This window comes from Rhizobium sp. 21-4511-3d, from assembly GCF_053522545.1.
This window is the reverse complement of record NZ_JBNWCF010000017.1, coordinates 120,341-140,380: the sequence shown is the minus strand read 5'-3', so window position 1 is coordinate 140,380 and position 20,040 is coordinate 120,341. Positions and strand designations below refer to the sequence as shown.

The window sequence follows — 20,040 nt, the reverse complement described above, 5'->3', positions numbered from 1 at the left end:
CAACGCCATCATCAGGGACAACAAACCATGGCAAGACGCTTGACGCAGAAGACAGTCGCTCTCCCCTCGGGGAGAGGGTAGGGTGAGGGGGCTCCGGGCGAGAGGGTTGCTTTCCCAAGCGAAGCGCCCTCACGCCTCCGCATGAAAATGATGCTTCTGCACACTTCCGGCCGAGCGGCGGATGACTTCGGCGATTTCCATCAACTGCCGGACGAGCGGCGTCGAGTTGCGCCAGATCATGCCGATCGTGCGTGACGGGCGCGGCGACTGGAAGCGGGCGATCGAGACTTGCGCCGAGCGCGTCTCGACCGGCACCGCCATTTCCGGAATCAATGTGATGCCGATGCCGGCGCTGACCATCTGGACGAGGGTGGAGAGCGAGCTGCCTTCCATGATTTCGCGGGGACGCGCCGAGCCGATGCGGCAGAAGGACAGCGCCTGGTCGCGGAAGCAGTGACCTTCCTCTAGCAGCAGCAGGCGCATTTCACGCAGCATGTCGCGGTCCGGCACTGGGCGGCCTTCGTCTTCGAGGCGGCGCACCAGCACGAATTCCTCGTCAAACAGCTTCAGCTCGGTGAGCGACGGCTCCGAGACCGGAAGAGCGACGATCGCGAGGTCGAGATCGCCGCGGGAGAGTTCCTGCACCAGCTTGGCGGTCTGGGTTTCGCGCACCTCGATCTGGATGCCGTCGAAGGTGGCGTTGAGATCGTTGATGATCGCGGGCAGCAGGTAGGGTGCGACCGTGGGGATGACGCCGATCCTGAGACGCGCCAGGAACGGATCGCGCGAGGCGCGGGCGAGATCGCCGAGTTCATCGACGGCGCGGAGAATATCGTGGGCGCGCGACGCGAACATCTGGCCGAAGGCAGTGAGCTTCACCTCGCGGGCGCTGCGCTCGAAGAGCTCGTTGCCGAGCTCTTCCTCGAGCTCCTTGATCTGCATCGACAGCGCCGGTTGCGAGATGGCGCAGGCATCCGCGGCATGGCGAAAGCGGCCGTGACGGGCCAGCGCCTCGAAATAACGCAGCTGTTTCAATGTCAGGTTCTTCATAACTTTATCTTATCGCGGCAATCAGTAAATCCAACTTAAATTTATCACACGCTTCCGATAAGAAGAAGACAGGGGAGGGCGCGCGCAACGCCGCGCCAGCCGGTCCGCCACTGGCACTCCCTCTCAATAACCGATGAATTGCATCATCCAAGGAGAACGCTATGGACGACCAAAAACCCGACAGCGCAGGCAAATGTCCCGTGCCGCACGGCAATGCCGCGCATCGCCCCGGCAACCGCGACTGGTGGCCTAACCAGCTCGACGTGCAGGTTCTGCACGGTCACAACGTCCGCTCCGATCCGATGGGCGAAGCGTTCGATTACGCCGAGGAATTCAAGAAGCTCGATTTCGAAGCGCTGAAGAAGGACCTTCATGCGCTGATGACCGATTCGCAGGAATGGTGGCCGGCCGACTTCGGTCATTACGGCGGTCTCTTCGTGCGTATGGCCTGGCACAGCGCCGGCACCTATCGCATCACCGACGGCCGTGGTGGCGCCGGTCAGGGTCAGCAGCGTTTTGCTCCGCTGAACAGCTGGCCTGACAACGTCAACCTCGACAAGGCCCGCCGCCTTCTCTGGCCGATCAAGCAGAAATACGGCAACAGCATTTCCTGGGCCGACCTTCTGATCCTCACCGGCAACGTGGCGCTCGAATCCATGGGCTTCAAGACCTTCGGCTTCGCCGGCGGCCGTGCCGACGTTTGGGAGCCGGAAGAGCTTTATTGGGGCCCTGAAGGCACCTGGCTCGGCGACGAGCGCTACAGCGGCGAGCGCGAACTCGCAGAGCCGCTCGGCGCCGTGCAGATGGGCCTTATCTACGTCAACCCGGAAGGCCCGAACGGCAATCCGGATGCGCTGGCCTCGGCCCGCGACATCCGTGACACCTTTGCCCGCATGGCGATGGACGACGAAGAAACCGTCGCGCTGATCGCCGGCGGCCACACCTTCGGCAAGACCCACGGTGCAGGCGATGCATCGTTCGTTGGCGTCGAGCCGGAAGGCAGCGCGATCGAAGACCAGGGTCTCGGCTGGAAGAGCACCCACGGCTCGGGCAAGGCTGGCGACACGATCGGCAGCGGTCTCGAAGTCACCTGGACGCAGACGCCGACGCAGTGGAGCAACTACTTCTTCGAAAACCTCTTCGGTTTCGAGTGGGAACTGACCACCAGCCCGGCCGGCGCCAAGCAGTGGGTCGCCAAGGATGCAGAAGCTTCCGTTCCCGATGCCTTCGACGCCTCGAAGAAGCATCGCCCGACCATGCTGACCAGCGACCTCGCGCTGCGCGTCGATCCGATCTATGAAAAGATTTCGCGCCGCTTCCTGGAAAACCCGGCTGAGTTCGCCGATGCCTTCGCCCGCGCCTGGTTCAAGCTGACCCACCGCGACATGGGACCGAAGGCCCGCTATCTCGGACCGGAAGTTCCGGCTGAAGACCTGATCTGGCAGGACGTCGTGCCCGCCGTCGACCACAAGCTGATCGACGATGCCGACATCGCAGCGCTCAAGGAAAAGGTTCTGGCGACGGGTCTTTCCGTGCAGGAACTGGTCTCGACCGCCTGGGCATCCGCGTCCAGCTTCCGCGGTTCCGACAAGCGCGGCGGTGCCAACGGCGCACGCGTCCGTCTTGCTCCGCAGAAGGATTGGGAAGCCAACCAGCCGGCGCAGCTCGCCAAGGTTCTCGGCGTTCTCGAAGGCATCCAGAAGGACTTCAACGCTGCCCAGACCGGCGGCAAGAAGATCTCTCTTGCCGACCTGATCGTTCTTGCCGGTGCTGCCGGTGTCGAAAAGGCTGCGAAGGCTGCCGGTCAGCCGGTCAACGTTCCCGTTACGCCGGGCCGTACCGATGCCTCCGAAGCACAGACCGACGCGGCATCCTTCGCCGCACTCGAGCCGCGCGCCGATGCGTTCCGCAACTATGTCAACGGCAAGCGCAAGCAGTTCATGAAGGCCGAAGAAGCCCTCGTCGACCGGGCGCAGCTTCTGACCCTGTCGGCACCCGAAATGACGGTGCTGATCGGCGGTCTGCGCGTGCTGAAGGCCGGTGCTCCCGAGCACGGCGTCTTCACCTCGCGTCCTGAGACACTGACCAACGACTTCTTCGTGAACCTGCTCGACATGGGCACGAAGTGGGCACCGCTGGCAGGCAAGGACGGCGTCTATGAAGGCCGCGACCGCAAGACCGACGCCGTCAAGTGGACCGGCACCCGCGTCGACCTGATCTTCGGTTCGCACTCGCAGCTGCGCGCCATCGCCGAAGTCTACGGCCAGTCCGACGCCAAGGCGAAGTTCGTCAAGGACTTCGTTTCGGCCTGGAACAAGGTCATGAACGCCGACCGTTTCGATCTCGTCTGATCGATCGAGAATTGTGCTGGACGCGGCCCTGCCGCGTCCAGTTCACGGCAGCTCCGTCGGCTAAACCGTTTTATTCCTGACTAATTTACGACGGGATTAATCACATTTTTGGGACACTGTGTTCCGCTCCCGGGGGTAGAAAATATCCGTTGCGAGGCGTAACAGTGGATTCGTGATATATCGCTGTTGGCATCTTTGCCGCGCGAGTGACAAGACGGCCGTACGGTAAACGCACGGCGGTCGATCCCGAAAACAACGCGAAGAGTTCTTTTCACGTCCACTGTTCCGCGGCGCCACCTCCCAGGCGCTCACGCGGGCGTCCGCATTGATAATTCCTCCCGAAAAATTGCTATTCGACACTGATCATGACCACACCTTGCCCCGAGTTGTTTAAAACCCTCTTCGGCATCGCCTCCTATCCCGCTGCGCGGGAAATGGATGAAAGCGACCTGATGCCGAGCCAGACCTTCAGGAAGGCGCTGCGCATCGTCCTGACGATCGCCTATAACCAGACGCTGTCGCGCACGACGCCGCATCGCAAGATCCGCCGGATCGGCGGTATGGGCGCGCACGACGCCGATGCCATCCTCGATCTCCTCAAGTTCGCCGATATCGTCTCCGGCGATGACAACGGCTACCGGATCACCCGGTCGCTGCGCATGGTTTCGCTTGCCGAGATCTATGCCGCCATCACGCCGGCGCGGATGCTTCCGAAGACCAGCTTCGATCATCTCTATGACGCGATCATCGACAAGGCCCGGACGGCGGCTATCGCCGATCTCGACGGGATCGATCTGTCCTCGACGCTTGCCGATCTGCTCGGCACCGAACATGGCGCGAGTCTCGAAATGGGCGAGCGCGGCCACTAAGACCTGCAATCGCCGATTTTGTATCAATCGGCGATAGTGGTTCTGGATTTTCTGCTGTTTCAGCGGTATGTCACGATTGATGAGTGACACACGGTTTCCAACAGCGCTGCAAATCGTCGTGACGGTCGCGGTCAATGAGGCCGCGGGCGTTCGCACGACCAGTCCGCAATTGGCAACCAGCCTCGATACAAATCCCAGTTTTGTCCGGAAAATCGTTTCGACCCTGTCGAAATCGGGGATACTCATTTCCTCAGACGGCGTCAGTGGCGGTATCCGCCTGGCGCGTCCGGCGCCCGATATCAAGCTTCTGGAAATCCATGGCAGCGTTCTGCCGGAACAGAAGGCGTGGTCGGCACGCGAAAACATCCCCACCATCTGCTCGGTCACGCGCAATATCAGTGCAGTATCCGACCAACTCAGCGCCCGGGCCGACAAGGCTGTCGCCGGTGTGCTCGAAGGCGTTACGGTTCAGGATTGCATCGACAGGATCAATCAGCTCGACCGCGCCGCGCTCACAGCCGCCTCCCATTCCTGAAAAGCACTTATAAAAAAGAAGCCCGGAGGGAAATCCGGGCTTCTTCACTGTGATCGGAGGTCAACCAGATCACATGACGTGCGTCTCTAACCGCACGTCAATTCATTAGAAGTCGCGCTGCAGGCGGAAGAAGCCTTCAACGTAATCCTGGGAGTCCTTACCGTTAACGGTGTAGTTGCCGTAGTCTTCCTTGACGTAGGTAGCGGCAAACTTAGCGTTCAGGTTTTCGACGACCTTATAGTCAAGGGTCACGCCAGCGCGCCACATGTTGCCGTCGTCCCATTCGCCGTTAGCGTCTGCAACGATGTTGTCAACGTACTGAGCGCCAGGGGTGATCGTGAACTTGTCGGTCGCCTTGAGAGCGTACTGAGCAACGATCGACCATTCACCCTTGTTGTAGTAGGCGTTCGAGTAGCTGCCGATGTCGGCAGAAACGTCGTCCTTGCCTGCGCCGCTCGACCACAGAGCTGCAACATCGAGCGTGCCCGGGCCGATGTCAGCGTCGATACGTGCAGTGATCGCGCCTTCCTGAGCCTTGGTGTCGTAACCGCCGTAAACTGCCCAAGCAACCGTACCGAACTTGCCGCCAACGCTAGCGTCGACGCCGAGGTCATTGCCGTTGTCGCCGGTGCTCGGACGGCCAACGCCGAGTTCTTCCAGAGCTACGCCAGCGTAGAAGTCGCCTGCGTCGTACTGGTAACGGATAGCGTTGGTGTTGGTGATGTTCGCCATTGCATCGGTTTCACCCGAGAAGTCGTTATCCCACCAGCTCGTGAACTTACCAACGCGGAGGCCGGCGATGTCGATGTAAGCCTGATCGATAACGGTCTCGTTGGCGTCGCCGCCGAGCATCGTCGAAGCGCCGCCGAATGCAGACGGTGCGAAGTCGGTGTTGCCACCGCGGAAGTTGGATTCCAGAACGATGCGGCTCGTCAGCGTGCCGTACTCGGTTTCGCTCTTGGCGTCGAAAGCGACGTGAGCGCGGGTACGGGACTGCCAGTCTTCACCGTTGTTGTTGTCGTATGCATCGCCGAAGCCGAAGCCGACGTCGAAGCGGAGGTAGCCACCGATCTTGAGGCAGGTCTCGGTGCCCGGGATGTAGAAGTAACCAGTGCCGTAGGCGTCGCAAACGCGAACGTATTCAACAGCTTCCGGCTCAGCTGCAACAATGGCGTCGGCCGCGTATGCGCCGGACACCGAGCTCAGCGCAGCCGCCGAACCAATGAGAATAGAACGAATGTTCATAGCAGTTCCTTTTTCAATCGGGCGCAGGAAATCGCGCCGAGAAATCAGCGTCAAAAACCCATCCCAGTTTTGTCGAATCCCCTCGGGGGAAAGCGGCAACCCGCGAGAGATTGGATCGCACATCGCTCAAACCGTATCAAGCCAAGATACGGTTAAGTCACGCTGTTGCGGACCCCTGTTGCCAAAACGACACAAAATTGCCTTGTGAAAGCGCAGATATGGGAGGAACTGAGGGCGGAAACAAGGCGTTGATGATTGAAAAACAACGAAAATCCGCGATCGCGGCGGATTTTTGTGCTGCCGAAAAGACGCTTTCAGCAAAGATTTGGACATAACCTATATAAAAGCTGGCTATTTCGTTGCGTGCCCACGCTTTCGGCGTTATTTGGCAGTAAGCGAAAGCATATGGCGCGGATTGTGCAGGGCTATCGAAGATGTTGACGAAAAAGGGAAAGTACGGGCTCAAGGCGCTCGTCGATCTGGCGAAGCTGGCGCCCGGCGAGACGGCCTTCATCAATGACGTTGCCGCGCGCAACAATATCCCGAAGAAGTTCCTCGATACGATCCTGCTCGAATTGCGCAATGTCGGCATCCTGCGCTCGAAAAAGGGGCCGGGCGGCGGCTACTCGCTGTCGAAGCCGGCTTCCGAGATCAGGATCGGTCATGTAATCCGCACGCTCGACGGCCCGTTGGCGCCGATTCGCTGCGCCAGCCGCACGGCTTACGAAGCCTGCGACGACTGTTCGGATCCCGAAACCTGTCATGTGCGCAGATCGATGACCGAAGTGCGCGATGCGATCGCCGATATTCTCGACAACATGACGCTGGAACAGTTCGTCGCCAAAGGCGGCAATCTTGCTGACGGCGGCGAGGACGAGGTGCTGCCGGTTTCTGCTGCCAGCTGATCAGATTTCCCAGCTATGGCTGTAATGGGCTGCTGCCTTGGCATGCAGGCGTTCGAGTTTGCTGCCGAGCGCCCGGATACGGGCGTTGCGCCAGTGGCGGTCGAGATTGAGGCCGATGCCTCCCGTATCCCCCTTGGCGATTTCGAAGATGGCGGTTGCGGTGCGTAGCGCGAGCTCACTCGCGTGCGCTTGGGCGGCTGTGGCGGAGAATTCGGCGTCGGCGATTGCCGGGCCTGAATTGATCTGGGCGATATCGAGCCGGTGACCGGCGCGCTCCAGAAGGGCGGCTGCCGCCTCGATGCCGACGATCAGGGTGCCTGCCGCGGCCGGGACGGCGCTGGTCTCCTGCAATTCCGACAGAACAGCGCGGGCGATGCCGAGATCGACTCCGGCATTGAGCAGGGCGGTCATCGCTGCTGCCGGTGCGCCCTGCCGGACGGCCGCATCGGCGCGCGCCTGAACGTTTTCGGCAACGAGCAGCGCGGTTCCGTTGGTGCGCTGTCCGAAACCATCCCAGCTGTCGACGGATTGCAGTCCCTCGCTTCTGCGGTTGACGTAGAGGAGTTGGTTGTCCGCCGCGCCTGAGATCACCAGCCAGTCGGCAAAAAGTACGCCCGGCGCCTGCGCGCTGCGGCCGTCGATTCGATGGCCGAGCGGTAAGGTGGTGATGGAATCAGCCGGAAATGACGCTGTAGCGAAGCGGTCGCCTGATAGCGCCCGCGAGAATAACAGCCGCTGCAGATCTTCGCCGCCGTGCAGCCGCAGGCCTTCGAGCGCCGCGAAGTGGATCGCCAGGCATTCGCCGATCGAGGCGTCGCCCTCGGCGATGATCGCGACGATCTCGGCAAGCAGCGCGTTGCTGACATCAAGGCCCTCATATTCCGGGGGAACGGTGATCCCGGTCAGACCCGAGAGCGAGAGGGCATCGAGTTCCGGGAAGGGGAGAATGCGGTTGATATCGCGCTCGCTCGATTGACGGCGGAAGCCGGCGGCAAGCCTACGGGCGGCGGCTACGGCTGCCTCCTCGCTCTCGATCCGGTCGGCCGGCGGTCTCAGCCGGTCGTGCAGTTGCGATATCGTTCCCATCGGTCATTCTCTTCCTGATGCCCGTATGAGTGATCGATCCTACCTCGATTGATAAGGCCGGTTTTTCTACAAAATCGGTATGGTTTGAATTTTTCTACCGGCTTGTCAGCTGCGGCACTTTGCCTAACTATCTCGTAAAGCTCACAATTCGAACGTCACCGCTTCCAGCATCGCCCGGGATCGATTATGGCTCACTCTTTCGCAGACGACGACCGTGAGGTTCAGACCATGTCACCGCCAGCCCGGCAGCGCCTCCAATTCGATCCAGGCGACATGCCGATCTATGCAATCGGGGATATCCACGGCCGCCATGACCTTCTGGAGATGGCGGAGCATACGATTGTCAGGGATGCGGCGCGCCTTCCGGGCCGCAAGCTTATCATCACGCTCGGCGATTATATCGACCGCGGTCCGTCCTCGGCGCAGGTGATTTCGCATCTGATGATGCCGCCGCCGGAGAATTTCGATCGCATCTGCCTGACCGGCAATCATGAAATCATGATGCTCGATTATATCGACGGCAAGATTTCCTACACCGAATGGATGCGGATGGGGGCCGATGCGCTGCTGCGGTCCTATGGGCTCGATCCCGATCATCTGCCGCTGATCTTCCCGACGACCTCGAAGCTCGACACCTTTATCCGCCAGTCGCTGCCGAAGTCGCATATCGATTTCATGCGCGACATGCCGATCTATGCGGATACGCCGGATATCCTCTTCGTCCATGCCGGGATCGATCCCGGCGTGCCGCTCAGCATGCAGAGCGACGAGGACCTGGTCTTCATCCGCGACCGTTTCTTCTATGCCGACCGGTCGCTGCCGAAGCTCGTCGTACATGGTCATACGCCGGTGCCCGAGCCCGATATCCAGCCGATGCGGCTCAATCTCGACACCCGGGCCTTCAAGAGCGGCAGCCTGACCGTCGCCCGGTTCTGGCGCGGTCAGGTCCATATCTTCTCCACCTGATCAGGCGTTGGTTTCCGCCGGCTCCGGTTTGCGCGGCATTTCCTCGGTGTAATAGCTCACATATTTCTGGCGGTAGCGTTCGGTGCCGCCGAAATTGCTGAACTTGCTGAGCTCCGACATATCCGTCTTGTTGAGGATGACGCCGAGGATCTTCTGCTTGATCTGCGGTTCGGCGTTCAGAATGTCGCGCACCACCGTCGTCGGCGTCTGGCCCCATTCGGTGACGAACAGGAAGCCGTCCACCTGCGGAGCGAAGGCCTTGGCGTCGATGACCGGGCCGAGCGGCGCCAGGTCGACGACGACGTAGTCGAACATCTTGCGGGCGTTTTCCATCAGGTTGAACATGCCCTGCGATGCCAGCAGCTCGCTCGTGTGCATCAGGTTGTCGTTGGAAACGACCGGCAGGATGGCGAGCTTGGTGCGGTTGTCGACCTTGACGGCGCTGGCCCACGGGATTTCGCCGAGCACGGCTTCCACAAGACCCTTTTCCGGCGGCTGCTTCAGCATGCGGGTCAGGCCGGGGTTGCGAAGGTCGGCGTCGATCAGCAGCGTGCGCTTGCCGCTGGAGGCGAGCAGCGCGGCGAAGTTCGCCGCAGTCGTCGACTTGCCTTCGCCGGGGAGAGCGGAGACGACGCCGATGACGCGGTCCGACTTGCCCTGGAACATGACATCGCTGGCGAGCTTGGCGTTGCGCAGCGTTTCGGCAAAGACCGAGCGCGGCGCTTCGAGGACGATGCGCATGATGCGCTCGAAGCTGGCGCCGTCATCGGCCGGCATTTCCACCGGCTTGGGCAGCGGCTCCTTGCGCGGCTTGAAGACCTTGCGCTCCTTCGGCGGCTTGCCGACCAGCGGCAGGTAGCCGAGGAACTTCAGGCCGAGGATGGTGCGTACATCGCCCTCGACGCGGAAGAAGCGTTCGCGGAATTCCTGGAACGCCGTCAGCGCGCCGCCGGCCATCAGGCCGAGCACGATGGCGAGGCCCAGCGTCATGGTCTTCTTCGGGCTGGAGGGCGATGCCGGAACGCCGGCTTCCGAGATGACGCGGGCCTTGGCGATCGGGAAGGACTGCTGCTGCGAGGCCTGCTCGTAGCGGGCTAGGTAGGATTCGTAGAGCGTCTTCAGCGCCGTTGCGCGCTGTTCCAGATCGTTGAGCTTGACGATCGACTCGTTGGATTCGGAGTTCTTGCCGGTCAGGTGCTCGATATTCTGGCGCAGCGACGCTTCGCGCGAGCGGGCCACTTCGAATTCGTTGCGGTAGCTTGAGGTCAGCTGCTGCAGTTCCTGGAAGATCTGGCGGGTCAGGTCTTCCTTCTCGCCGCGCAGCTGCACGGCCTGCGGATGGTCGGCGCCGAAATTGGTGGTGATCTCGGCTTCGCGGCGGCTGACCGAGATATAGCGCGTGCGCAGATCCTGGATGACCGAATTGTCGGTCTGGCCGGACGAGATCGCCGCGTTGTTGACGGCGCCTTCAGGTCCCTGATCGACGATCGACTTGAACTGGTTGTAGCGGGCCGAGGCGCTGGCGGTATCGGCCTGGGCGACGATCAGCTGCTTGTTGAGGTCGGCGAGCTGCTGCTCGGACATCAGTTCGCCGTTAGCCGAGGTCAGGCCGTTCTGGCTCTTGAACTTGGCGACGTCGAGTGCGGCTTCCTGCGAACGGTTGCGCAGGTCGGCGAGGCGTTCCTGCAGCCAGACGGAGGCGCGCTCGGTGGCGTCGAAATTGGCGTTAAGCGTATCGTTCAGATAGGCGTCGGCATAGGCCTTGGTGATGCGCGCGGCGAGCAGCTTGTCGGTCGAGCGGAAGGAGACCGCGATGACCGAGCTGCGGGTAACGCGCGAAACGTTGAGCGCCTGCTGCAGCAAAGCGGCGGCCTTCTGGCGGCGGCCTTCCTTGGCGTCGTCGTCGGAGACCGGCGGGCCGCCTGGCGTCAATGCGCTGACGACGACCTTGAGGCCGGACTTGACGAGATCCACGGGTCCCTGGCCGGGATCGAGGATCGTCTGGTTTTCCGAGAGGTTCTGGGCGTCGACGACGCGCAGCGCCAGTTCGGTCGATTTCAGGATCTCGACGGCGCTGGCGATCTGCATGTCCACCTGCTGGGAGCTGGCGGCGGGTGCCTGATCCTCGGCATATTTGGTCATGCTGTCATCCAGCAGGATCTGCGTCATCGAGGTATATTGCGGGGTCGCGAACAGCAGGTAAACGGCAGCGACTGCCACAAGCGCGGCAACGCAGAGCGCAATCGAACCGGCCCGGCGGATCACAATGGCGATCAGGCGATCGATGTCGATAAAGCTATCGGAATCGTCAGGGGCCTTCGGAACTGTGCTGTGCAGGGTCAGGTTTCGTTGATTCATGGGCTCTTATCCTTTGCGCGAGCGCGAAGCGCCGCCTGTGACTGTGATTTCCGTATTCTGAGCGGCAGCGCCGCGAAGGGCCGCCGTCATGCGGTTGAAACGGACTGCGATGGGCATTCTGAGATGGGCAACGGCCAGCGGATCGCGCCAGGCCGCCCGGATTGCTCCCGAGAGGGAGCGGCGCTTGATGCTTTCGACCAGTTCGAGGAAGGCATGCGCCTGGCGGAGGCTGCGGGCGCGGAATTTCTGTGCTGCCGTTGCCGTGGCATCGAGGCTGTGGCGGGCGAGAAACCGGCGGTCGCCTTCCATCATCGCCTCGATATGATCGAGACGAAGGACGCGGGAGATCGATCCCTCGCGGATGTGATAGTTGTAGCCCGGCTCCGGTTCGAAAACGCAGGTGGCGCCGAGCGCCATCGCCGAGGCGAGGAAGAGATAGTCTTCGCCGATGCGCAGGTTTTCGTCGAAGCGCAGGCCGTGCCGCTCGATGAAAGCGCGCTCGAAGACCGGCTTCAGGTAGCCGAAATTGTGCTCGTTGCGGAACAGCGCGTTGGAGCGGATGAAATTCGCAAGCGTCAGCTCCGGCGTCGTGGCGAGAGCGGCGGGCGAGAACATGGTTTCGGGTGCCGTGCCGTCGGCGCGGATCACCCGCATGTTGTCGACGGCGATTTGGGCACCAGCTGCTTCGGCGCGCGCGATCATGCGCTTCAGGCGATCCGGCTCGATCGTGTCGTCGGCGTCCAGTGTTGCCAGCCAGCGGCCGCGGGCCGCATCGATCGCCGCATTGCGGGCTGCCGAGGGGCCGCCGTTCTTTTCGAGGGCGACGAGGCGGACATTGCCGCCATAGGCAGCGGCGACCGCACGCGTCGCATCGCTCGAGCAGTCGTCGGCGACGATGATTTCCACCGTCGCATCCGTCTGCGCCAAAGCGCTGCCGATCGCCTTGTCCAGCGTTTCGGCAGCATTGTAGGCTGCAATGATAAAGCTGATGTCGGGCAGCTTTTCGCTCATGCAGCCCCCTCGACAGCGCCGTATTGGCGGATTTCGCGAACGCCGAGCAACCCGCTGACGACGCCGATATGCATGGTGCCGCGCAGCGCATAGCGATAGCGCGGAACCGGAACGAGAACGCAGACAGCCGCGACGCCGAGGCAATAGCCGGCCTTGGCGGTGGCGAGGCCGATATGCTTCAGGCGGGCGAAACCGCTGTTCTTTTCCTGCAGCAGGCGGCCATGCGTCTGGCCGAAGCGGAAGCGGCGCTTGGCAAGCCAGGAGAGGCCGGCGCGGTTTTCCGAAACCGGTTCATAGACATGGGCTTCCGGCGCGAAGGCGATCTTGCCGCCGTCGTGATGCATGTAGCTGAAGAACTCGGTGTCCTCACCGCCGGTCTTGCCGAGCGCCAGATTGAAGCGGCGGCCGGCGACGCGCGGCGAATTCAGATTGAGCAGAACATTGCAGGTATAGCCGGTGCGGATTTCGCCATCGACCCAGACGGGCAGGGTGGAGTGGAAATCGCCCTCGCGCATCCAGGCGGGTGCCGTCTGCGAATAGACGCTGCGGACCGGGCCGAGTACGGCATCGGCGCCGCTCTTTTCAGCGGTGTGCAGCAGCTCTACCAGCCAGTTCTCCGAGGCGTCCTCATCGTCGTCGATGAAGGCGAGGTAGTCGCCAGTGGCGTTTTCGAGGCAGGCGTTGCGGGCGATCGAGATGTTCGATGCCGGGCAATGCACATAGGCGATCTCATGGGGAATGGTCGAGCGCAGGGCCTCGACGCGGCCTTCGGCGCTGCGGGTCTGGTCGTTATCGGCAACGATGATGCGCAGCCTGGCATTCTCGGGCACGGCGAGGACGGCGAGCGAAAGCAGGGCTTCGTCCAGCGACGCGCGCCGGTATGTGCAAACACCAATGTCGATCTGCATGATCTGGTCCTTCATCAGGAGACCTTCCGGTTGCGGAAGCTCAGGAGCTCCATCCAGAAACCGGCGGACCAGGCGAAATGCATCACCATGGCCGAGAAGGCCGCGAGCGGCCCGTAAGGATTGCGCTGGCCGACGGCCATCCAGAAGCCGTAGCCGACGCAGGCGATTGCCCACAGGCTGAAGGGGATCACGGCGATCCAGTTCAGCACGGCAAGAAACGCACCGATGAAGACCGGCACGACAGCAAGCGGCAGCATCTGACGAAGCTTCGGCAAGTTGCCATGCTTCAGGATGTTCTTGGCGCGTCCCCGGCCGTAGCCGAGATATTGCCGGAAGAGCGTCTTCACGCTCGAACGCGGATAGTAGATCATCCGCGTCTTGTCGGTCATCCAGATGCCGAACCCCGCCTTTTTCAGACGGTAGTCCAATTCCGCGTCCTCATTATGGCTGAATGTCTCGTCGTAGCCGCCGACGGTGTCGAAGGCGTTGACGCGCATCAGCGCGTGGTGGCCGTGATCGGTCCAATGGCCCTCGGCGCCCTCGCGATGTTTGGAGCCGCCATTGCCGAGCTTGGAGTTCTGGGCGAAGGCCGTTGCCTTCTGGAAAATGCCGAAGCCGACCGTTTCCATGGCGACGACGACGGAATCGGCTTCCGTCAGTTCGGCTTCCTCAACGAGGCGCTGGCAATAATCGTCCGGATAGTCGCCATGCGCGTCGATGCGGATGAAATATTCGTAGTCGCGGCCGAAGGTGTTGACGGCGAGATTGATCGCGGCGCTCTGCAGCCGGCGCGGATTGTCGAGCAGGATGATGCGCGGATCGCTCTCGCTGATGCGGGCGACGATCTCGCGGGTGCCGTCGGTGCTGCCGCCATCGGCAACGACGATGCGGGCATTGAGCTCTTCGAGCGCCGGATCGAGCTTTTCGATCAGCGGCTCGATATGCTTGGCTTCGTTCAGGCAGGGAATGATGATGAGGCTGGAGACGCTGGAACAAACATCAGTCTTCATTGCAGTCAACCCTTCTTGAGCTGCGGGAGCAGTGACAACGGAACCGGCGGCGCGCCCCTCGGCAGCGGCCGGTCCAAGATTGGAGAGCGTTTCGACCAGCGCGCGGCAATCGGCGCGTTCGGTCATCCAGGTGCGGCGGTCGGTGGACGAAACCGCCGAGGAGAGCGAGCCGTAATGTTCGGCCGTCAGCCCCTCGAACATCGCCTGCAGCGCGACTGCGGATGGTTCGCCGAGCGTCAGGCCAAGACCGCGCGATGCGACGAAGCGATTGGTCTCTGTGCCCTCGACGGTGATCGGCACGCTGCCATAGAGGCAGCCTTCATAGAGCCGGTTCGGCAGCAGCCAGGAGGAGTTCTGGCCTTCCTCGAAGAAGTCGATCGCCCAGGAGAAATGCACCTCGCCATAGATATCGGCGAGATCCTCCGGGTTCTTGTAGGCGCCGCGGAAACTGAGATAGGGCTCTTTCGCGACGAAGGCGTCGAAATCCTCGAATTCGGAATAGGCCGGGCGTCCGCGCAGGATGACCTCGACGCGGCCTTCCATGCGGCGGGTGAAATCGGCAAGCAGTTCCAGCGACTTGCGGCAGCGGAGCGCGCCGAACCAGCCGATCTTCCAGGGCTCGCCCTGTTGCGGCGGCAGGCGCAGCGAGGCGGCCTGCGGCATTCCCGCCAGCGAAAGCACCTTGTTTTCCAGAAGCGCGATCGGTGCCTTCAGGGCCGATTTCGGGGCAAAGTAGTTTTCGATGAAGGCCGGCGAGCTCGTCAGGACCAGGCGGGCGTTGCGGCCGAAATGGGCCTCGGCCCGGCGCAGCGCCTTGCCCGGCGCCTTGTCGCTGAGGAGAAGGCGGTGGATATCGAGGCATTCATAGACGACGGGCACGCCGCCGAAGATTGTGCTCGCGCGATCGGCGACGGCCAGCGCTTCCAGATTGCGGCCGATGATGACATCGGGGCGTTCGACGCCCTTCAACAGTCCACGCAGACGGATTGCCGCCTTTGCGACCGCGCCCATGCGCTGGGCGAACCTTCCGTCGGCCGTGCGGCCGAGCTCGATCGGCTTTACTCCGCTCACCTCCGCAAGTGCATTGTCGCCGCGGCGGAAGCCGGCGAGGGTGACGGCAGCGCCGCCCTCGGTCAGCATCAGCACGCGGCGGCGCACGGCCGGATCGGCCAGATCATGCACCAGATAAAGGACTTTCAGCATCAATGCTCCTGTGCGTAGACCGGCTCTGCCGGAGTCCGTTTCGGGGGTGTGCTAGGCAAGTCTCAGAGACCGGATGCACGCTCAGTTGAGCGTGCAGGCAATCGATTCCGGGAACTGGCATTTGTCGCCGGGCGCGGTGTAGGCGATCCGATCGATCTGCATCGTCGTCGGCTGGGTGTAGGCGAATTTGCCCATCCATCCGGCCAGGGTGTCCGTGCCCCAGAGGCTGAAGAAGATCTTCTGCGGGCTCTGCGGGATCTTGCTGGGATCCGTGACGTCCTGAACCAGCTTGCCATTCAGGTAGTAGCGCAGGCGGTTCTGTTCCCAGACGAAGGCATAGTCGTTGAAGCCCTGATCGGCGGGCTTGCCGACCGGCACCAGCTTCTCGTTGCCGCCCTTGGCCTTGATGTACTGGTTCACCTGCACGGTGCCGCTATCCTTGCCGAGCACTTCGAAATCGATCTCGTCATGCTGCTGCTTGTCGGCCGGGCCGATATAGGTGAAGAAGGCCGAGTTCAGGCCGGGGCCGGTCGCCGTCTTGATGCGCGCCTCGTAGGTGCCGTAGCTGAAGCGCTTCTTGGTCTGGATCTCGCCGCAGAGATAGTTGCGGTCCTTCGACTTGCCCTCGGCAAAGCCCAGTTCCAGCTTTCCGTCTTCGGTCTTCACCTGGTTCTTCGACCAGGTGCAGTTCTGATGCGCGCCATTGTTCCAGCCGTCGGAAATATACCAGACGCTGCGGTCGATCTTGTCGAAGTCATCGACGAAGGATGTGCCTGTTGCCTGCTGGGCAGATGCGGGGAGGGCGCCGACGAGGGCGGCACCCGCAGTCAAAGTCAGCCAAAGCAGTCGCGCATGGGCGATTGTGGTCGTCATGTCTCACCTTTGCTGTGGAACGAAATCGGCCGGGATATCCCGGCGGGATGGGGAGTGCGGACCCTTCTTCGTCCGGCCGCCGGTCAGGACGGCGTAGAGCTTCGGCGCATTGCTGCGCACCAGACCGTTCGAGAGCGCCAGCAGCGGGAAAAGCACCAGCAGGCAGCCGCAGAAGAAGAGCGGGTAGAAATCGACGCCCGTCTTGCCCCAGACCATGAAGAGCAGGATGAGCAGGGGGTAGTGGGCGCAGAAGATCCAGAAGCTCAGGCTCCCGGTCTTCGACAGGCGCTGGCCGACCGAGGTCTTGATCAGCAGTGCCGACAACATCCAGAAGCCGGCGGCGCCGCCGATCGCCAGCGCATTGCGCGACAGCTCCACCCAGTCGGGCATCGACGGGCCGGTTGCATAGATCGCGGTCGCCAGCAGTGCCGACAGTGCGAAGAGCAGGAAAACGCCGAGCGGGGCGAAGCGGTCCAGCGCCTTGATGTCCAGCTTGTAGAGGCTGGCATAGATTCCGAAGGTGAAGCTGAACAGGATCGAGCGCTTGATGACGATGTAGAGCGACAACTGCGGCACGAGCGCCAGCAGCAGCAGCGTCGAGAGCGTCAAAAGCGGCGCGCGGCGCACCAGCCACGCGAGGATCGGGGAAATCAGGATGCAGACGAAGAGATCGCGCAGGAAGTAGAGCGGGATATTCGCCGGGAAGGCTTCGGCGGCAAACAGCTGGCTCAGCAGTTCGCGGAAGCTCGATTGATAGGGACTGATGACATAGCCGTCGCCGATGCCGACCGCGAGGATCGCCAGGACCGCGATGAAAAACAGCGTGTTCCAGATCAGGAACGGCAGGAAGACGGTCTGCGCCTTGGTGCGCACCGTCTTCGTATAGTTGAAGCCTTCCATCCCGCCGCGAAACAGCAGGTAGCCGGAAATGGCGCTGAGGCACGGGACCCCGACACGGAAGAGCGCTTCGCTCAGGAACACCCGCAGCCAGTCGAAGAAACCGTAGTTTCCATTGAACGGCGTATTCGCAGGGTCGAATGGTATGTGGACGAACACAATGCCCGAAATGAGCACGATGCGCATCAGGTTGATCCGCGAGGATACGTTAGCGTCAACGTTCACGTTATCTGTCACCCCTGTTGGAGCTGCACCTCCCCTGCAGCCGTTTCAAAGAGCAGACTCTGGCCCGCAGACGAAAAGCTAGAGCGTTTTGCCGGAAGAAAATATGGCACTGCAGCAAAAAGTGATCGCGAGTCTCGTTTTGTAACGGAGCGAAATCGCAGCTACCATGGCGTGTCGGGTGCCGTTACGGCAGTTGCAAATATGCTGCAGGGCCTTTGCGCCAATGTATTTCCGAAAGTGATCATAAAACGTTTCCGCCTGTTGAGAAGCGTGACCCGCGTGGAAAAGTTTTTCCGCTTTAGTGAAGGATGTCCTGTGTTTTGTTACAATGCGCAGGTCCGGATTGCGGCTGAAATGTGTTCGGATCACCCCCATTTGGGTCTAATCGGCACAGCCGCCGCTGGTATCGCTGATGTCTGCCTTTGACAAATTTCGGCCGGAATGCCCTTCATCATGCTGCGGCGCAGCAACTTGCCCCCGGATGATCCGGCGCTAGATGCGCACTCACCGCTCTGGCCTGTCAGGAGAAAGAATGGCGACCTTTACGATCATCATCCCGTTTTACCAGCGCGAGGACGGCATTCTGCGGCGGGCGCTGGCTTCGGTCTTTGCGCAGACCTACAGGGATTTCGATGTTCTCGTGGTCGACGACCAGTCGCCCTATCCGGCCGAGGACGAATTGAAGCCGCTTGGCGCCGAGGAGCGGTCGAGAATCACCGTCATCCGCCAAGCGAATGCTGGGCCGGGCGGCGCGCGTAATACCGGCCTCGACAATGTCCCGGCTGTCAGCCGCTATGCTGCCTTCCTCGATTCGGACGATATCTGGACGCCTGACCATCTGCAGAACGCCTATTCGGCGATGCAGAGCTTTGATGGCGATTGCTATTGGGCGTCGATCCATGGCGGCGAGGAATTCGACTATCATTTCGGCATCGCCGATCTCGAAAAGAGCGAAGGGGCGCATCGGCTTTCGGATGCGCCGCTGATCATCGAGCTGCCGGATATCGCCGGCGTCATGCTGAAGAACTGGGCGTTCCTGCACATGTCCTGCATGGTGATCGGCCGGCCGCTGATCGAGACGGTGCGCTTCGACGCGGCGCTGAGGCTGGCGGCCGAGGACGTGCTGTTCTTCTGCGATTGCATGCTGGCGGCGCGCCAGGTGCTGCTCTGCGGCGAGGCGGGCGCGTTGCGCGGCGAGGGGATCAACATCTTCCACGGCGTCGATAACGAATCGCCGCAGTTCCTGAAGCAGCAGTTCATCACCTGGATGGCGCTCGACCGGCTGGAAACGCGCTTCGCGGCGCGGCCGAACGAAATCTCGACGATCAAGGATTACAAGACGCGGGCGCGCAAGATGGCGCTCTGGAGCCAGGCGAAGCGGATGCGCAAGGCGCGCCTGCCGGATTTCCGCCTGCTGTTCCACTGGGCATGCCGCGATCCGGCGCTGTTTGCCAGCGCCTTCAAGCTCGCGGGTGGCAAGTTCTCGAAATAGCCGTCAATCGGCCGGCGAGGGAAGCAGGTAGCGCAAGCCGCCGGCACCCCGCGTCGCGATCTCGACGCCGCCGGGACTGCGGAAGCGCTCGGTCTTGTCCATGAAGATGCCGACGGCGATCGCCGGGACGGCACCCGGATTGGCGAGCGCATAGCTTAGCGCGGCTGCCGGGCCGGACTGCTTCTTCACATCGAGGAAATGACGCAGCTCGTATTTGCCGCGCACATGGCTTTCGTGGCGGCGCACAGCCGCCGCATCTTCCGCCGTCAGCTTGCAGGAGGCGAGGATCGCGCGATCGGCCTCATAGAGCTTGCGGATGTCGTCGGTGCGGTGGCTGCCGCTCAGCGAGTTGCCGCGCACGACCGCGCCATAGCCGCAGGAATGGATCACCTTATAGCGGGCGCCATTGGCGAGCGCGCGGACATAGAGCTCGTAATCCTCGCCGAGACGCATCTCCTCGCGGTAGCGCAGCTTGTGCGCATCGAGGAAGCTGCGGCGCATGACCGGCTTCAGGAAGCCGATCTCGCCGCGGCGCACGCCACGCTTGGAGATGTTGCCGTCGACGAAGGCGACGAGATCGAGGAAGAGGGGGCGGTCCGGAAAACGGTCGAGCTGCTCCGGGGCGCGCGTCACCGTTTCCGAATCGACGAAGGCGATGTTGTCGGCGACGAAATCCCAGTCGTCCTCGGCCAGCATGCGCCCGAAGCGGCCCTCGAAGAAGAAGTCGTCGGCATCGAGGATGGCGATCAGCGGCGCTGTGGAGATGTCGATCGCGTGATTGCGGGCTGCCGATGGGCCGCGGTTCTTCTCGAAGGAGACGACGTTCAGCCGTCCGCTTGCATCATCCGCGGCGCGCGCCGCATCGGCCGTGCCGTCGCTGGAGCCGTCGTCGATGACGACGACTTCGGCCACTTCCTTCTCGCGCAAAGCCGAATTGACGGCCAGTCCGATCGTATCAGCCGCGTTCTTGGCGGCGATGATCACGCATACGCTTGCAACCACGTCGTGCCCTCCGTTGTTGCCGCAACAGTTAGGACGCCAGCGCCGCGGGGGCAA

General features: G+C 62.1%; 16 protein-coding genes and 1 pseudogene. 6 read left to right on the top strand and 11 right to left on the bottom strand.

Going from position 1 to position 20,040, the window contains the following annotated elements; all coding sequences use genetic code 11:
• Positions 1–129: 129 nt before the first annotated feature.
• Positions 130–1,050, bottom strand: coding sequence for a LysR substrate-binding domain-containing protein (locus ACQZ5H_RS28480; RefSeq protein WP_449099678.1), 921 nt, complete (start codon positions 1,048–1,050; stop codon positions 130–132).
• Positions 1,051–1,211: 161 nt separating this feature from the next.
• Between ACQZ5H_RS28480 and katG the strand changes: the two genes are divergently transcribed.
• The 3 genes from katG to ACQZ5H_RS28465 all read left to right on the top strand — a co-directional run bounded on the left by katG (position 1,212) and on the right by ACQZ5H_RS28465 (position 4,805).
• The gene (katG, locus tag ACQZ5H_RS28475; protein ID WP_203428146.1) at positions 1,212–3,401 is read left to right on the top strand and encodes a catalase/peroxidase HPI; all 2,190 of its coding nucleotides are present in this window, start codon (positions 1,212–1,214) and stop codon (positions 3,399–3,401) included.
• Between the two features lie 365 nt (positions 3,402–3,766).
• On the top strand, positions 3,767–4,270 hold the full coding sequence (locus tag ACQZ5H_RS28470) for a hypothetical protein (protein ID WP_199627725.1): 504 nt from the start codon (positions 3,767–3,769) through the stop codon (positions 4,268–4,270).
• A gap of 79 nt (positions 4,271–4,349) precedes the next feature.
• Positions 4,350–4,805 (top strand): RrF2 family transcriptional regulator, encoded by a 456-nt coding sequence (locus ACQZ5H_RS28465; protein ID WP_165402763.1) that lies wholly within the window; start codon positions 4,350–4,352, stop codon positions 4,803–4,805.
• A gap of 105 nt (positions 4,806–4,910) precedes the next feature.
• On the opposite strand, the gene ACQZ5H_RS28460 is transcribed toward ACQZ5H_RS28465, so the two are convergent.
• Entirely contained in the window at positions 4,911–6,050 is a 1,140-nt protein-coding gene (locus ACQZ5H_RS28460) for a porin (RefSeq protein ID WP_199627724.1), read from the bottom strand.
• 434 nt (positions 6,051–6,484) lie between these two features.
• Between ACQZ5H_RS28460 and ACQZ5H_RS28455 the strand changes: the two genes are divergently transcribed.
• Positions 6,485–6,955 carry an RrF2 family transcriptional regulator gene (locus ACQZ5H_RS28455; RefSeq protein ID WP_112720013.1) on the top strand — a complete coding sequence of 157 codons (471 nt, stop codon included), beginning with the start codon at positions 6,485–6,487 and terminating at the stop codon, positions 6,953–6,955.
• Here the strand turns inward: ACQZ5H_RS28455 and ACQZ5H_RS28450 are convergent, their stop codons facing one another.
• On the bottom strand, positions 6,956–8,041 hold the full coding sequence (locus ACQZ5H_RS28450; protein ID WP_449099677.1) for an acyl-CoA dehydrogenase family protein: 1,086 nt from the start codon (positions 8,039–8,041) through the stop codon (positions 6,956–6,958).
• A 228-nt stretch (positions 8,042–8,269) separates the two neighbouring features.
• Here ACQZ5H_RS28450 and ACQZ5H_RS28445 point away from each other — a divergent pair, with 228 nt between their 5' ends.
• Entirely contained in the window at positions 8,270–9,007 is a 738-nt protein-coding gene (locus ACQZ5H_RS28445) for a metallophosphoesterase (protein WP_449099682.1), read from the top strand.
• On the opposite strand, the gene ACQZ5H_RS28440 is transcribed toward ACQZ5H_RS28445, so the two are convergent.
• From ACQZ5H_RS28440 to ACQZ5H_RS28410, 7 genes and pseudogenes are all read right to left on the bottom strand, one after another.
• Entirely contained in the window at positions 9,008–11,365 is a 2,358-nt protein-coding gene (locus tag ACQZ5H_RS28440; RefSeq protein WP_449099676.1) for a polysaccharide biosynthesis tyrosine autokinase, read from the bottom strand.
• A 6-nt stretch (positions 11,366–11,371) separates the two neighbouring features.
• On the bottom strand, positions 11,372–12,376 hold the full coding sequence (locus ACQZ5H_RS28435; protein ID WP_449099675.1) for a glycosyltransferase family 2 protein: 1,005 nt from the start codon (positions 12,374–12,376) through the stop codon (positions 11,372–11,374).
• Positions 12,373–13,299, bottom strand: a complete 927-nt coding sequence (locus ACQZ5H_RS28430; RefSeq protein WP_449099674.1) for a glycosyltransferase — start codon at positions 13,297–13,299, stop codon at positions 12,373–12,375. The genes ACQZ5H_RS28435 and ACQZ5H_RS28430 overlap by 4 nt, the downstream gene beginning before the upstream one ends.
• Positions 13,299–14,294 (bottom strand): glycosyltransferase family 2 protein, encoded by a 996-nt coding sequence (locus tag ACQZ5H_RS28425; RefSeq protein ID WP_449099681.1) that lies wholly within the window; start codon positions 14,292–14,294, stop codon positions 13,299–13,301. The genes ACQZ5H_RS28430 and ACQZ5H_RS28425 overlap by 1 nt, the downstream gene beginning before the upstream one ends.
• A gap of 60 nt (positions 14,295–14,354) precedes the next feature.
• Positions 14,355–15,497, bottom strand: a pseudogene (locus tag ACQZ5H_RS28420) (glycosyltransferase); the annotation flags it as partial.
• 81 nt (positions 15,498–15,578) lie between these two features.
• Positions 15,579–16,370: an endo-1,3-1,4-beta-glycanase ExoK gene (gene exoK, locus ACQZ5H_RS28415; protein ID WP_449099673.1), complete on the bottom strand. Its 792-nt coding sequence runs from the start codon at positions 16,368–16,370 to the stop codon at positions 15,579–15,581.
• A gap of 3 nt (positions 16,371–16,373) precedes the next feature.
• On the bottom strand, positions 16,374–17,492 hold the full coding sequence (locus tag ACQZ5H_RS28410; protein WP_130284050.1) for an acyltransferase family protein: 1,119 nt from the start codon (positions 17,490–17,492) through the stop codon (positions 16,374–16,376).
• A 532-nt stretch (positions 17,493–18,024) separates the two neighbouring features.
• Between ACQZ5H_RS28410 and ACQZ5H_RS28405 the strand changes: the two genes are divergently transcribed.
• Positions 18,025–18,984, top strand: a complete 960-nt coding sequence (locus ACQZ5H_RS28405; protein ID WP_449099672.1) for a glycosyltransferase family 2 protein — start codon at positions 18,025–18,027, stop codon at positions 18,982–18,984.
• A 3-nt stretch (positions 18,985–18,987) separates the two neighbouring features.
• Here ACQZ5H_RS28405 and ACQZ5H_RS28400 read toward each other — a convergent pair whose 3' ends face one another.
• On the bottom strand, positions 18,988–19,986 hold the full coding sequence (locus tag ACQZ5H_RS28400; RefSeq protein WP_449099671.1) for a glycosyltransferase family 2 protein: 999 nt from the start codon (positions 19,984–19,986) through the stop codon (positions 18,988–18,990).
• Positions 19,987–20,040: the final 54 nt, after the last annotated feature.